Here is a 13,754-nt window from a genome sequence, read left to right as displayed (position 1 = left end):
TTCGGACAAGTTTGTAATATGCCCGGAAGAGAATTGCCGGTTCTACGGCGGGTATTCAGCCTGGTTTCATCTTGTGGCGGTAGTATCTTTGGGCGCGAACAAGACGTCCCCTCGTCAAATTGTTCGCGCAAAATGAACCGACCCCCGGTTCCCTGGCCCTGCCTCCCCTCACGAGGTAGGGCCTCTCGTTTGGTTGCAGCTCTTTTCAGCGGGTTGCTATTTTCATCCCCTTGCCAGACTCGTGATGCAGTAATTTCATACTGCAATGTGGCACCCAGTTTTCGTGCGTAGAACGCCGGCTTGGCGATCATTTCGACGGGCATCTTTCGGCCTGCCCGGCATTCGTCGGAGAACTTGCGCAGGGTATGCTTGTTACCTCCGCGTCGATACCCTTCCCGACGACGACGTCCAGGGAAAATCGGCGTTGTATCCTGACGGGTTTGAAGGCGTGATCGATCCCTATTTTGCAATTCAGGATCAGCCTTTGTAGGTCACTTTCTTTCGCACAGGACCGATTTAATCGCGGTAGCGGCAACGCCAGTCTCGTCGATTTTGGCTGAACGGTGGTGCTCAGGTGCCAGAGATGATCTGGCTCTGACCGGCCGGATGGACACATCCAGCCAGTCAGAGCCTGGAGCTTTATTTGCCCATCATCTGCTTCGCGTTGTCAGGCGTAATAGCGGTGGTGTCGACCGTTACGGTTGCCGGCACCGACGAAGCGCAGTCCAGCAATATCGACTTTGCCATGTCGATCGCCTCTTTCGCTCCTGTCGGATACGTGAAAGTCGCAGACCAGTCGCCCTTCGCGACCGCTTCGATTCCGCCTGCCGGACCCGGCAGGCCATCGGTGCCGATGATCTTCACGCTCTTTCCGGCACCCTTTGCGGCAAGCAGTGCACCCGCCGCCATCATATCGTTACTGGCATAGACCATCTTGATATCGGGGTGAGCCTGCAGCATGGCGGCGAACGCCGTCTGCGCTTTATCCGGCAGCCAGTCGGCGGCCTGTTCTGCCACGATCTGGATCTTGGAATTGGCCTTCACGCCATCCTTGAAACCATTGAGCCTTTCGACGGCCGGTGTGGAACTTGGCAGCCCTTCCAGCACGGCAGCCTCGCCGCCATCCGGCAGAAGCGTCTTGCTCGTATATTCGCCGGCAGCCAAAGCGATCTTGTAGTTATCTCCTCCGATGAAAGATGTGTAGTCCTTGCCAGCTTCGCCGTTCGTCTTACGATCAAGTTCGACGACCGGGATACCCGCGTCCATCGCCCGCTTGACGGCCGGTGTGAGCGGAGCCGCCTCGAAAGGCGAGATCAACAGAAGGTCAACCTTTTGGGTGATGAAATTGTCAACCTGCGATGTCTGAGTGTTGACGTTGCCGGCCCCGTCGGCAATCTGCAGCGTGAATTGCGGGACTGCCTTGGCGGCTGCCTGCAGTTCATCATTGACGTGCTGGCGGTAGGGTTCCGCGTTGTTTGCCTGCGAGAAGCCGATCACGAATTCGCCATTCTTGGCGCAAGCCTTCACCAGCGGATCAGCAGCCTGGGCCACGCTGGCAATACCAAGGCAAGGACCGGCCAGGAGTGCCATGCGCCAGGCATTCGACAATCGAAGTGCATTCTGTGTCATTACTGTCTCCTCCACATTGATCCCGAATCCACCTTCCGGGAGATGCCGCCACACTACCTGCCCAATCCTTCGCGGCGACGAACGAGGGATTGAAGGACCGCCGCCAGAACGATGATTGCCGCTGTGGCAAGCAACTGCATGGCTGGCGTAATGTTGTTGAGCTGAAGAATATTGGCCAAAGCGCCTAGCATGATCGTGCCGGCGATTGTTCCGACCATGGAACCAGAACCGCCAAAAAGGCTGGTTCCGCCAATGACGACAGCCGCGATGGCCGTCAGTTCGTATCCTGTTCCATCATTGGCACTTCCGAAATTGAACTGCCCAGCATGAACGATGCCAGCAAGCGCCGATGCAAAGCCTGTAATGGCGTAAACGGCGATCTTGATTGCTGAGACCGGAACGCCTGAGATGCGAGCGGCACGCTCGTTTCCGCCGACGGCATAGACGTAACGGCCGAACCTGGTTGTGTTCAGCACAAGCGTGGCGACACAGGCAAAGATCAGAAAGACGATCGTGGCCACGGGAACGACATTGCCGAATAGTCGACCGCCCAGAATGGCAAAGATGGGTGGAGCGAGACCGGGGCCATCGCCATAGGAGATATTGATATACTGATTGCCCGATACGACGAGCGCAAGTCCACGAGCCGCCTGTAAACCGGCAAGGGTCACGATAAATGCCTCAAGCCGAAACTTGCTTGAAATCGCTCCCTGGATCAACCCGAAACACGTGCCCATCAGCAGCACTGCGAGCACCGTTGTAATCAGCCCGAAACCGCCTGAGACCATCAACGTTGCTGTCACGACGCTCGCAAGACCAAGTGTCGCCCCGACCGAGAGATCAATCCCGGCAGTGATGATCACGAACGTCATTCCGATCGCGATGATGCCAGTTTCGGACACCGCGCGGACGATATTGGCGATGTTGTCGGGTTGAAGGAATAGGATGACACCATGTCGGCGCGGCGAGAAAATGATGCCGCCGGCGAAGACAAGGATAAGGCCGATCAAACTTTGGAAGCGGACCATCACCGCAAGCGGATCAATGCGCTTGGCGGGCTGAATCGCTGGACTGGACGTGATTTGCTGTTCGGACATCAGGCCTCCCTCCCGTTGGCGGCCGCCAGGACTTCATGTTCGCTGACGCCGCCAGAAAACTCGGCAACGCTGCAGCCGTTGCGCAAAACCACTATTCGATCGCATAGACCGATCAGCTCAGGCATTTCGCTCGAAGCGACAAGAATCCCCAATCCCTCGGAAGCAAGCTTGCGCAAGCGGGTGTAGATTTCCCCCTTTGCGCCGACGTCGACGCCGCGTGTCGGCTCGTCGAGAAGCAATAGACGCGGATTGCCCTGCACTTCCTTTGCAAGAACCACCTTCTGTTGATTGCCCCCGGAGAGAGCGCCGACCGCGATACCGGGATTCTTTGGACGGATGTCGAACTGGTCGAAAGACCTCTTGATTGCATCCTCTTGGCGTCGCGCAGACAGCAAGCCATTTGGTGATATCCGGCGGATGATCGACATGACCAGATTGAGACCTACCGACATACGCAGCATAAGGCCGGCCCCACGCCGGTCGTCGGTTACGAATGCCAACCCTGCCCTACGAGCGGCCGCGATCGATTTGAGCGTGGCCGGCCTACCGCCAATCGCAATCTCGCCCTGCCAATGGCCCGGCACGCCTGCTCCGTAGAGAGCGCTCAAAAGCTCGGTTCGACCCGCTCCCATAACGCCAGCGAGCCCAACGATTTCGCCACGCCGAACATCCAGATCGACTTTGACTGGAGCCCGCCAACCGGGAGACGCGCGATGTGGGTGGAAGGAAGCCTGCCGCATCCGCAGGAGTAGGTCACCAACACTGTCTGCGCGGCGCGGATAAAGCTCGTTCAAGGGACGTCCGACGAGAAGCTGCACCAGCTCGGCCTGCGGCGCGTCCGGTTCGGTGACACCAGCCACCTTGCCATCGCGCATGACCGTTACGCGGTGAGCGATCTGGGGAACTTCCTCAAGACGGTGCGAGATATAGACGATGCCAACGCCAGAGGACGCCAGGCCACGCATGATGTCGAACAATCGATCCACTTCGCCAACGGTCAAGGCGGCCGTTGGCTCGTCCATAATGAGGGCTCTCGATGCGTAGGAGAGCGCCTTGACGATGGAGACGACCTGGCGCTGGCCGATGGAAAGCTCGCTTACGAGCTGAGTGGGATCGATAGATTGATCGATCGCTTCCAGTCTTTTGCGCGCCTCGTGCAGCATTGCCTTACCGTCGAGCATGCCATGCGGATGGACAAGCTCGTGCCCGAGAAAGAGATTGGCAGCCACGCTCAGGCTCGGAACGAGGTCTAGCTCCTGGAAGATCGTTGCGATGCCCGCAGCTTGCGCATCGCGCGGGCCGTGAAATCGCGCGGGTTTGCCGGCTATGTAGATCTCTCCCTCGTCCGGTGTATGCACACCGGACAACAGGTTCATCAACGTAGATTTTCCGGCACCATTTTCACCAAGCAGCGCGTGGATTTCGCCAACCTTTAGTTCGAAATCCACCCCGCGCAGCGCCTGAACGCCGCCGAAGCGCTTGACGACACTTTTCGCTGAAAGAACAACCTCGCTCATGCTGCCTCTCCACACGATTCACGCAGCCGCAAAACCGGCGACAGTCGAACGGTTTGGCAGGGGCGGCGCTTGTTGCCTATCCGCTCGATCAGCAAGTCCGCCGCCCTCCGGCCGATCTCATCGCAAGGCTGAGCCATCAGTGTCAGGCGCGGCTCGAAATAATCCGCCCACTCGAAATCATCGATCCCGAGTACGGAAATATCCGCGGGGACGCGAAGTCCGCGTTCCCGAATGGCCCTCATAGCCCCGATCATCGTCAGATTGTTCGACGCAAGAATGGCCGTCGGCGGTTCCTTCAATTCGAGCAGACGGTGCGTCGAAGCAGTGGCGTCAGCAGTGTTGTTATTGCTGTCGCTAATCAGCTCGTCCGGCACCTCTATTCCCGTTTCCGCCATTGCAGCCCGAAAGGCATTCATTCGCTCCACGGTCGTCGCAAAACCGGGCTGCCCAAGAATGATCCCGACTCGTCTATGACGGAGCGTCGCGAGATGATCGACGAGCGTGCGAATGGCAGCGACGTTATCGGTCCCGACCTGGTCGAAACGGCTATCGGACAGCCTGTCAACGAGCACACAGGGAAGGTCGGATTCGATAAGGTAATCCAGCGATTTTTTAGCATCGCCCGAAGGAGCAAGAATAATTCCGTCGACGCGGCGCTGATGCAGATGCTGGACCAGCTCCAGCTCTCGATCTGGGTTATCCTGCGTGTCACACAGGAACACGATCAAGCCTCGCTTGGAACATTCGGCTTCAATCGCGCAGATGATGTCACTGAAGTAAGGGTTCGAAATCGCCGATATCGCGAGGCCGATGGTGCCCGTGGAGGAAAGTTTGAGCGAGCGAGCGAGCGCGTTGGGGATATACCCGATCGCCTCCACGGTTTCCATCACGAGCTTCACCTTCTCGGGCGAGACGTAGCGCGTCTTGTTGAGGACGTGCGAAACCGTGGAGACTGAAACGCCAGCCGCCTTTGCCACTTCGGAAATAGTCGTCATGGGCGCACTCCGGCTCTCGCCAGCAGCGCAACAAACAGGCTTTTCAAAGTATCCTCCCAAGCGGAATTCCAACCTCCAGGAGGCCTCCCAGGATCCGCTAATGTGGCCACGCTAGCGTCATCGAAACGTTTGCGCAATCGTTTTTTTCTGATTATCGTTCTTATCGGAGATGATCTCCTGGGAGGGAATTGTCATGCTGAAGGGTGTTCCGCCGTTCATTACGGCCGACGTGTTATGGATCATGGCCTCCATGGGTCATGGCGACGAACTGGCGATCGTCGATCGAAACTTCTCGGGCTTTCGTGTGGCGACGCATACCACGAGCGGAAAGCTCCTGATCCTGGAGGGTGTCGATGCACCGACCGCAGTTCGCGGGATCCTTCAGATGATGCCCTTGGACGCTTTCGTTGAGGCGCCTCTCATGCACATGGAAGCGGCCGATGCGCCAGGTGAGCTGCTGGAAGTACACCGAGACGTCATCGCCGAGTGCAGTCAGGCAGAAGGGCGCTTGATAGCGAGCCAGCCCATCGAGAGATTTGCGTACTATCCGATCGCGATGCGATCGTTTGCGGTGATCCAGACGGCTGAATCGCGCCCCTACGGAAACTTCATCCTCAAGAAGGGCGTCGTCTGAGGGTTATCCTTCAAACGATGCGGCGGTCAAAGCCACCGGATAGAAATCGAGCATGCAAGCTAACGCATATTACCTGTATGGCCTTCCGAATATCTGCCGGGCTGTGGCCAAACCGTCAGGCCGTGCGGCTCCACGCCCACTCGAACCTTACTCACGGTACCGGAGGTGGTGTCGAACATATAGACCTCGCCGTCGAAGCGACCGGATAGCCACAATTGTTTGCCATCGGCGCTGACATTTCCCATATCGGGACTGCCACCGCCAGGTACGGGCCATTGTGCGACAACCGAACGGGTGGCGAAATCGATCACCGTTACGCTGCCTGGACCGTGTGGACCTGCTCGCTTCATATTGTGCGAGCCGCGGTTTGCGACAAAGAGCCGAGTCCCGTCGCGGCTGACGGCAAGCCCGTGACTTCCCACGCCGGTCGGAATGAAACCGATCTCGGTGAAGCTGCTGCCATCAATCATGAAGACGCCGTCATTCATCATATCGGCGACGTAGAAAACCTTGCCATCCGGTGAAAGCCTGATGTCCTGCGGCATCCCTTTCTTAGACAAAGTGAGATTGCCGACGACCTTTTGGGTCGACAAGTCGACTTTCACAAGGCCGCCTCCGGCGAACTCGCAAGTGAAGATGACATAGGAATTGTCGGCAGCAAAATCCGCATGGTTGATGCCATGACAGGCGGGCGTTGGAATAAACGATTTGATCGCCATCGTTTGCGGGTCACGCAATTCGAGCCGTCTGTAGGCCTCATTGACGATGATCGCCGAACTGCCATCCGGCATGAAATACATGTTGTAGGGATCGTCTACCGGAATTGTCTTACCGGGTTTTCCCGTCTTCGGGTCGATGGGTGTGAGGCTGCCCTTGTTTGTGAGGCCGGCGTCGTTGGCAACCCAAAGCGTCTTCAAATCCCAGGAAGGCACGATGTGCTGCGGATGCCGTCCCACTCGGAACCTGTCGACTTCCTTTAACGTCTGGCTGTCGATGACCGATACGCTGTCTGACCCATGATTGGGGACATAGACGCGTGGCAGAGCATCAAGTGTCGCCGGCGCCATGTGGTCGGACGTTGTTTCGCTGTAGATGTTGACGGCCTCATGCGGCGCCGACTGCTCACCGCACGCTTCCGCGCAGGGGTCGGCTGAAGCTGAGGTCGCTTCCAGTGCGACGACACATAGGGCCAATACGAAAATAGCCTTGAAACGATTGTGCTCTCTCGTCATTGCGGCCGCCGATTTGCGATAAACTCACGGATCGCATCGGTCGTCCCATTGACGATCAGATCCACACCGATTTGGCCAAGCTCGCCGGATGATCGCGTCGGATCGCCACCGTAGACGCCGTCAGCCGCGCCAAGCTTCGGAGCCGTTCGGATGCGATCCATGCGGACCATTGATGGATCGATGGCAAGCATAAGCGATGTATCGGCTAACCCGGCGTGCGTCCCGATTTCACTGCTCTTTGCCCCGGAAGACAAAAGCTTCTCGACATAGGCGCCTTGAGTAATCTCGTAATAGTCGAGCGCGGCGAATACTCTGGCCGGCGTATTGCCCCATTCACGGTTCAGACGATCGGCTACCAGACGCTCATCGGCTTGATAGCCTCCGTGATCACCGATCAGGACAATCGTCGTGAAGCCGTGCAGCTTGAAGCTGCGGGCTGCGGAGTCGAGCAACTGTTCAAAAACCTTGTCGCTGATCGAAATCGTGCCCGGAAATTTCATATGCCCAGTCGGCGGATCAATCGAACCTTCGGGAACATACGATATCACAGGCGCAACCAGCGCGTTACCGAGCCGCTCGGCTATCTTTGCGGCAAGATACTTCACGCGCACATCGTGCTTGCCCAGCGCTATAGCGGGACCGCTTTGTTCGACGCCACCGATCGGCACAATGATTGTTGTTGTTCCGGATTTAATAAGGTCGCGCAGTTCCGTCCAGGTTTGGTCTTCAAGCAAGACCGATGCGCCTGAAGGATATGCCGAAAGAAACATAAATGTAGACAAAACAGCGAGATAGATACCAACGAAGGTGAACTTGCCCCGACAAATCATGGTGCCTCACAAATCGAGCTTCACATCCAGCAAAAAATCCGCAGCTGCCCGCCGATGTTTTATAGAAGAGTAAGGTAACGATTGCCTGAATATTCCGGCGCACTTCTTCGATCCGAATGCATCCGCACGGCTGTTCTCGCACCAGGGGTTACGGAGGCCTTTTTTTCAATGCGGAGTGAACGATGGGCCGCGCGACACGGCTGGTTATTTAGAAGCGATGCAGCAACTCTTGCCGTTCCGATTTGCATTGTGCATTGCGATTGCGGAATTGCGCTCCATAAATGCAAGGGTGGTTGAGCGCCGAATATCTGCCGAGCTGAACGAGTTGATCGTCTTAAGGCCAAGCAAGGAGATGTCTCGTTCCAGGTATGTAGCTAACTCGGTCCGGAGCTGACCAGCGCTTCACGCCGGGCTCAATTCCTGACATATTTCCAGAGAGACGACCAACCGTGGTGGATATCGCCTCATGAATTTGCAAACACGTGAAAAAAGCAACCAGCGCGCACCTGTCGGATCCGTTACTGGGCTTTGCTCCGCGTCCGCCACCATGTTTGCAGTGGGAATGGCCTTTCTGGGTTACTGGGGGGTGTATGAACAGGGGCGCTGGCATACAGTCGATTATATTGTGCTGGTTTTAGCTCTCATCGGATTTGCAGCACTTGGTTTTGTGCCTTGGATTGTGACCACACCTGTAGCGGAGGGGGATGCAGAGAAAGTCGTCGGCGCCAGGCGAGCGATGGCATTGGGGACAATGTTAATCTGGATGGCCGTGGGTATTGCCGTATTTACCTGAGTTGCCCTGAATCGATGGCCCCGACCGCTGCTCGTCCGCGGCCATGAAATGCGCGGCATGATCTCGATCACTCAACACGTTTGCATAGCATCCTTTTCTTACACATCTCGCATCTGCATCAGGGCCTAGAAACAGGCCGGCAAATCACGAATTTCAATTGCCGCTGCCACAATTACGCCTGCTGTTTCCGGGAATTGTCGCCGGCGCGTTATTCGGAAAAGTATAGCTGTGAACATGAAGACTATAAAATTAGCCCTTTTAGCCGCTCTGGCTGTCCTGATGGCAAGCGTCGCTGCGCATGCTCAGGAATGGCGATATTTGTCGGATTATGGCGACGACGCGGATGGCGGATATGTTGCTCCGCGTTCTCGGCGGGAGGCGCCGGACTATCGTGATTATCGGCGTTCCGACGATGGCTATTCCTACCGGGGTGACCCCTATGGCTATTACGACGACGAAGACGGCGATTTCCCGTACCGCCGACGTCCACAGCGGCAGGCATCGATCGATCCGGGCGCAAGCTATCCGCAATTCAATCCTGGCGCCAAAGATGACAGGCGGGCCGGGTTGGCGCGGTCGTCGATCCCACGTACGGTCGTCCCCTTCTCCGGCTACGAACCGGGCACGATCGTGATCTCCACCAAGGAAAAGCGCCTCTATCTAGTGCTCAACGACGGAACTGCTCTCAAATACGGTATTGGTGTCGGCAAGCAGGGCTTCTCCTGGAAGGGCACGCAGACGATCAGCCGCAAGGCGGAGTGGCCGGATTGGACGCCGCCGAAGGAAATGATCGCTCGCCGGCCGGAATTACCGGACCACATGGATGGCGGCCTCAACAATCCCCTCGGAGCGAGAGCGCTTTATCTCGGCTCCACCCTCTACCGCATCCATGGCACCAACGAGCCCAATTCGATAGGCAAGGCGGTATCTTCTGGCTGCATCCGAATGGCAAACCCGGATGTGATGGATCTCTATGGCCGGGTCGGCGTGGGAACGAAGGTCGTTGTGCTCTGATTAGGGGCTGCCGGGTGCTGGTGATTGCATTTCGATCAAGCAGCAGACACATCCCTTTTTGTCCGCCGAGGGAGCTGAGTTTGTTCTTGCGCTGTCCGTTGGTTGGTCGCTAAGTCATCTGTGAGCTTTGCGGCCGAGAAGCGACTCGGCCTGATCGAATTCGAGACCCGAAGGCAATTCAATGACTCGACAGCTTTCTCTTCCCCGCGATCGGATTTCCGTGCTTTTGTTGGAAGGCATCAGTCAGAGCGCCGTGGACTATTTTTCGTCGTCTGGCTACGTCAATCTGACTCATCTGCCGAAGGCTCTGGATGACAAGGATCTCAAAAGCCATATAGCCGAGGCGCATATAGTCGGCATTCGTTCACGCACGCATCTGACAGACGAAATTTTCAGCTCCGCCAAAAAGCTTATTGCCGTGGGTTGTTTCTCGGTGGGGACAAACCAGGTCGACCTGGATGCCGCCCGCCGACGCGGGATTCCCGTATTCAATGCCCCCTATTCGAATACGCGCTCGGTCGCAGAGCTTGTAATCGGCGAGATCATAATGCTGACCAGGCGGATTTTCCCGCGGTCGGCGTCTGCTCATGAAGGCGGATGGGACAAATCCGCCGTAGGCAGCCGCGAGGTACGCGGGAAAACGCTAGGGATCGTAGGCTACGGCAACATCGGTTCGCAGCTCAGCGTTCTTGCGGAAAGCATGGGTATGAACGTTCGCTATTTTGATCCTTCAGACAAGCTCCGCCATGGCAATTCGGAATCGATGGCTTCGCTCGGCGAGCTTCTCGCAATCTCCGATTTTGTGACGATGCATGTTCCAGAAACCAGTTCGACGCAAAACATGATCACTGAGGCCGAGCTGCGGAGAATGAAAAAGGGAGCCTTTTTCATCAATAATTCCCGCGGCACCGTGGTCGATCTTGGGGCGCTTGCGAAGGTTTTGAAGGACGGACATCTTGCAGGCGCGGCCGTGGACGTGTTCCCGAAGGAGCCGGCATCCAATAAGGAGCGCTTCGAAACGCCGCTGCAGGGTTTGGACAATGTCATTCTCACTCCACATATTGGCGGGTCGACCGAAGAGGCCCAAGAGCGCATTGGAATGGAAGTTTCCAGGAAGCTGGTCGAGTACTCAGACGTCGGCTCGACGCTGGGTGCAGTCAATTTCCCCCAGGTTCAATTGCCGCCACGTCCAAACGGCACGCGTTTCATCCACGTTCATGAAAATCGCCCTGGTATCCTAAACAGCCTGAATGTGATTTTTTCGTCCCGTGGGCTCAATATCGTCGGCGAGTTCCTGCAGACGTATGGCGAAACGGGATACGTGGTCATTGAAGCCGAGGGTGCTGACCAGGCAGCGGGTGACATACTTGATGCGCTTCGCCAGATTCCGGGAACGATACGAGCTCGATTGCTTTACTGACGCCTGGCGATCAAAAGAAGTTAGAATCCACGCCACGACGGCGAGTTTCGTCTCTTTGGAAAAGCCAATAGTGTGGAAGAGCCGTGACATGTCGACCGGCGTGGGCGGCTCGCGGTCATTGTGATGAAGAAGTTCTCATCGACGCCGCGCCAAGATTGCGACACTCGGCGCGGCTTTTATGGATGGTCAATTTTGCTTGCTGATCGTGGCGTCGTTTACTGCTGAGCAGGCGCGGATTTCTGAAGCTTGTCCTGAACTTTCTTAACGAGCACCGGGTCCTTCTGGGCAGCCGCTAGAATTGTCCTGTATTCGTCTACCGAGATGCCTGGAGAGGTCTGGACGGCCTGCACCATCTGTTTGCTTGCCTCGGTCTGTAACTGTTGCTTCGCGGTTGGATCCGACGTTGCTCCGATCTTGGCCGAATATTCCTGCCTGATCTTGTCCACCTGCTGATACGCGACCGCAAAAGCCTCGATCTTTTGATCGCTGACGGCCGCAGCCGCACCATTGCTCTCTGGTTGTTGTCCTTGCGTCGGCTTCTCTTGCGTTGCTTGCTGTGCGGACGCGGGATTGCCGAGAAACATCAAGCTCAAGGCGGCAGCGGTCAACGATGCGGCAGGGATACGAGTGATCATCTTAATTCCTCTTTGGGAGTACGGGGAGAACACCTCTTTGATGGCGTAGAGCGAGTGGCGGCATATCGCATTGATTTGGCCGCCGGTTAGGGTTGAAGAACGATCTGACGACAATGTGACCGTCAAACGTTTTCTATGGGGCAATAGCGCGGCGATCTGCTGACCACAGCGCGACCGCTTTATGGCGGTTACGAACTGACCCTATGCTTTTTCTTGTCGTCGTGGCATTCCACCGCAGGCGGCAGTCTTTGCATAAAGCCGGGGCCCAAGCTCAGCCCGTTACGCGCCTACCCATCGCTTGATCATCCGAGCGCTGCCCCGCTTCATCAGAGCGACGAGCCAGGTATTCGAACAGCCTGGCCACCGCTTCCGCACCGGGATCGATGTGGCCTTCGAGTTGCTTGGCATTGATGTATGCGGCGCGCCCGGCCTTGGCGTGAACGAGTGTCGCGGTTAGGTCTGCGCCGGCGCGCGCTGCTGCTGCTGCTGCGGAGAATCCTTCGTCGAGTGCATCCAATGCGGGCAAGAGAGCATCGACCATCGTTCGATCTCCCAGGCGCGCACCACCGATCTCCTGCATTCGGGACAGGCCTGCCTTCAGCGCTTCGCGCATAGTCAGCCCGCTCGACGCGCCGTCACCGGCCGCGGCAAAGAAGATCGCGAGAAGTACGCCCGACGAGCCGCCCATGGTCTGGCTGAGTTCCTGCCCCATGGCGCGGAAAAGCTGCGTATGATCTGAAAGGGGAAGACGGTCGAGCGCCTCGATGAGGGCTCGCGCGGCTCCAGCGAGCGTCGAACCGGTATCACCGTCGCCCGACTTGGCATCGAGAGCATTCAGATCCCCCTCTGCCTCGATGAGAAGGTTACAGCAATCCGTCAGGAACTGGCGCGTGGGTTCGTGCCTGGACGCCAGCGGGGCGATGGGCGTCAGTCCGTCCGGGAGCGAAAGGACGGCAACGGGTTTGATGGCGGTGACGCCCGGCCAGGCGGGGAGAGCAACCGGCTTGGACAACAGCGCCAGCTCTGTTTTGTCGGCGGGAAAGACCGAGATGGAGAAGCCTTGCATGTCGAGCGACGTCATCATCGCAGCCGGTCCGATGATGTGCGAAATCTTGCCTGCGATGGCCGATTGGGCGAGTTCGTGAACCACGACCGACATTTCCAAGATCGACGTGCCGCCGAGATTGTTGACGAGGACGACGTGGGGTCTGTCATCCATCGCTGCGGCAAGGCGCTCCACCATCGCAGCAACCGCTGCTCTCGCACCGGAATACTCGATCTGCTCGACGCCGGCCTCGCCGTGAATGCCGAGGCCGAGTTCGGCGCGACCTTCGGGAATTCGGTTTTCCTTCGGGGAGCCGGGCACGGTGCAAGTGTCGAGCGACATTCCGATCGAGCTGGTGGCGGCGATGACCTTGCGCACGGCTTCAGCGACGGCCTCAAGATCAGCACCGCTCTCTGCCAGAGCACCCGCGATCTTGTGAACGAAAAGCGTTCCGGCCACGCCGCGGGACTGCGGCAGATCGGGCAGCGCAATGTCGTCATCGACGATAACCATGGTGACGTTCAGACCGAAGGCGCGGGCGCGTTCGGCCGCCAGACCGAAGTTGAGGCGGTCGCCAGTATAGTTTTTCACGATGAGCAAGCAGCCGGCCGGTCCGGTGACCGCCAGGATACCGGCGAGGATCGCATCGACGCTGGGGGACGCAAACACGTCTCCACAGACGGCGGCAGTGAGCATGCCCCTGCCGACGAAACCGGCGTGCGCGGGCTCGTGACCAGAGCCGCCGCCAGAGACGATCGCCACCTTGCTCTTGTCCCAGTCCGAACGGACGACGACGCGGATATGCGGATAGCCGTCGACGCGGCTGAGTGCGCCGCCGGATGCGGCCAGAAGGCCGTCGATCGCTTCGGTGACTGCGTTTTCCTTGCTGTTGAGGAACTGTGACATTCTCGCC

General features: G+C 57.7%; 12 protein-coding genes. 4 read left to right on the top strand and 8 right to left on the bottom strand.

Going from position 1 to position 13,754, the window contains the following annotated elements; genetic code table 11:
• Window positions 1-639 precede the first annotated feature (639 nt).
• The 4 genes from GGD50_RS19570 to GGD50_RS19555 are packed head-to-tail and all read right to left on the bottom strand — an operon-like array spanning window position 640 to window position 5,238.
• Window positions 640-1,629 (bottom strand): substrate-binding domain-containing protein, encoded by a 990-nt coding sequence (locus tag GGD50_RS19570; protein ID WP_183938692.1) that lies wholly within the window; start codon window positions 1,627-1,629, stop codon window positions 640-642.
• Between the two features lie 53 nt (window positions 1,630-1,682).
• Window positions 1,683-2,726 carry an ABC transporter permease gene (locus GGD50_RS19565; protein ID WP_183938691.1) on the bottom strand — a complete coding sequence of 348 codons (1,044 nt, stop codon included), beginning with the start codon at window positions 2,724-2,726 and terminating at the stop codon, window positions 1,683-1,685.
• Window positions 2,726-4,243: a sugar ABC transporter ATP-binding protein gene (locus GGD50_RS19560; RefSeq protein WP_183938690.1), complete on the bottom strand. Its 1,518-nt coding sequence runs from the start codon at window positions 4,241-4,243 to the stop codon at window positions 2,726-2,728. The genes GGD50_RS19565 and GGD50_RS19560 overlap by 1 nt, the downstream gene beginning before the upstream one ends.
• Entirely contained in the window at window positions 4,240-5,238 is a 999-nt protein-coding gene (locus GGD50_RS19555; RefSeq protein WP_183938689.1) for a LacI family DNA-binding transcriptional regulator, read from the bottom strand. Before GGD50_RS19555 ends, GGD50_RS19560 begins: the two co-directional genes overlap by 4 nt.
• Window positions 5,239-5,431: 193 nt before the next feature.
• Here GGD50_RS19555 and GGD50_RS19550 point away from each other — a divergent pair, with 193 nt between their 5' ends.
• A complete protein-coding gene (locus tag GGD50_RS19550) occupies window positions 5,432-5,872 on the top strand; it encodes an RbsD/FucU family protein (protein ID WP_183938688.1) in 441 nt (146 codons plus the stop codon).
• 59 nt (window positions 5,873-5,931) lie between these two features.
• Here GGD50_RS19550 and GGD50_RS19545 read toward each other — a convergent pair whose 3' ends face one another.
• Both GGD50_RS19545 and GGD50_RS19540 read right to left on the bottom strand, forming a co-directional pair.
• Window positions 5,932-7,104, bottom strand: a complete 1,173-nt coding sequence (locus tag GGD50_RS19545) for a YncE family protein (RefSeq protein WP_183938687.1) — start codon at window positions 7,102-7,104, stop codon at window positions 5,932-5,934.
• Complete coding sequence (locus GGD50_RS19540) at window positions 7,101-7,934, bottom strand: creatininase family protein (RefSeq protein ID WP_183938686.1); 834 nt, start codon at window positions 7,932-7,934, stop codon at window positions 7,101-7,103. Before GGD50_RS19540 ends, GGD50_RS19545 begins: the two co-directional genes overlap by 4 nt.
• A 466-nt stretch (window positions 7,935-8,400) precedes the next feature.
• Here GGD50_RS19540 and GGD50_RS19535 point away from each other — a divergent pair, with 466 nt between their 5' ends.
• The 3 genes from GGD50_RS19535 to serA all read left to right on the top strand — a co-directional run bounded on the left by GGD50_RS19535 (window position 8,401) and on the right by serA (window position 11,161).
• Entirely contained in the window at window positions 8,401-8,727 is a 327-nt protein-coding gene (locus GGD50_RS19535; protein ID WP_183938685.1) for a hypothetical protein, read from the top strand.
• A 279-nt stretch (window positions 8,728-9,006) separates the two neighbouring features.
• Window positions 9,007-9,741, top strand: coding sequence for a L,D-transpeptidase (locus tag GGD50_RS32790; protein ID WP_343069971.1), 735 nt, complete (start codon window positions 9,007-9,009; stop codon window positions 9,739-9,741).
• A 181-nt stretch (window positions 9,742-9,922) separates the two neighbouring features.
• Window positions 9,923-11,161 (top strand): phosphoglycerate dehydrogenase, encoded by a 1,239-nt coding sequence (serA, locus tag GGD50_RS19525; RefSeq protein ID WP_183938684.1) that lies wholly within the window; start codon window positions 9,923-9,925, stop codon window positions 11,159-11,161.
• A gap of 215 nt (window positions 11,162-11,376) precedes the next feature.
• On the opposite strand, the gene GGD50_RS19520 is transcribed toward serA, so the two are convergent.
• Window positions 11,377-11,796, bottom strand: coding sequence for a DUF4168 domain-containing protein (locus GGD50_RS19520; protein WP_183938683.1), 420 nt, complete (start codon window positions 11,794-11,796; stop codon window positions 11,377-11,379).
• A 271-nt stretch (window positions 11,797-12,067) separates the two neighbouring features.
• A complete protein-coding gene (locus tag GGD50_RS19515; RefSeq protein ID WP_183938682.1) occupies window positions 12,068-13,747 on the bottom strand; it encodes a dihydroxyacetone kinase subunit DhaK in 1,680 nt (559 codons plus the stop codon).
• Window positions 13,748-13,754 lie beyond the last annotated feature (7 nt).

It is taken from the genome of Martinezella paranaensis (genome assembly GCF_014200235.1).
Lineage (GTDB): Bacteria > Pseudomonadota > Alphaproteobacteria > Rhizobiales > Rhizobiaceae > Rhizobium > Rhizobium paranaense.
Note: the sequence above shows the minus strand (reverse complement) of the source record. Positions and strands in the feature narration are given on the sequence as shown.

Bases quoted from the DNA above. Each gene is read 5' to 3' on its own strand.
- serA (WP_183938684.1), top strand. From the start codon at position 9,923: ATGACTCGACAGCTTTCTCTTCCCCGCGATCGGATTTCCGTGCTTTTG.
- GGD50_RS19550 (WP_183938688.1), top strand. From the start codon at position 5,432: ATGCTGAAGGGTGTTCCGCCGTTCATTACGGCCGACGTGTTATGGATC.
- GGD50_RS19555 (WP_183938689.1), bottom strand. From the start codon at position 5,238: ATGACGACTATTTCCGAAGTGGCAAAGGCGGCTGGCGTTTCAGTCTCC.
- GGD50_RS19565 (WP_183938691.1), bottom strand. From the start codon at position 2,726: ATGTCCGAACAGCAAATCACGTCCAGTCCAGCGATTCAGCCCGCCAAG.
- GGD50_RS32790 (WP_343069971.1), top strand. From the start codon at position 9,007: ATGGCAAGCGTCGCTGCGCATGCTCAGGAATGGCGATATTTGTCGGAT.
- GGD50_RS19545 (WP_183938687.1), bottom strand. From the start codon at position 7,104: ATGACGAGAGAGCACAATCGTTTCAAGGCTATTTTCGTATTGGCCCTA.
- GGD50_RS19560 (WP_183938690.1), bottom strand. From the start codon at position 4,243: ATGAGCGAGGTTGTTCTTTCAGCGAAAAGTGTCGTCAAGCGCTTCGGC.
- GGD50_RS19535 (WP_183938685.1), top strand. From the start codon at position 8,401: ATGAATTTGCAAACACGTGAAAAAAGCAACCAGCGCGCACCTGTCGGA.
- GGD50_RS19540 (WP_183938686.1), bottom strand. From the start codon at position 7,934: ATGATTTGTCGGGGCAAGTTCACCTTCGTTGGTATCTATCTCGCTGTT.
- GGD50_RS19520 (WP_183938683.1), bottom strand. From the start codon at position 11,796: ATGATCACTCGTATCCCTGCCGCATCGTTGACCGCTGCCGCCTTGAGC.
- GGD50_RS19570 (WP_183938692.1), bottom strand. From the start codon at position 1,629: ATGACACAGAATGCACTTCGATTGTCGAATGCCTGGCGCATGGCACTC.
- GGD50_RS19515 (WP_183938682.1), bottom strand. From the start codon at position 13,747: ATGTCACAGTTCCTCAACAGCAAGGAAAACGCAGTCACCGAAGCGATC.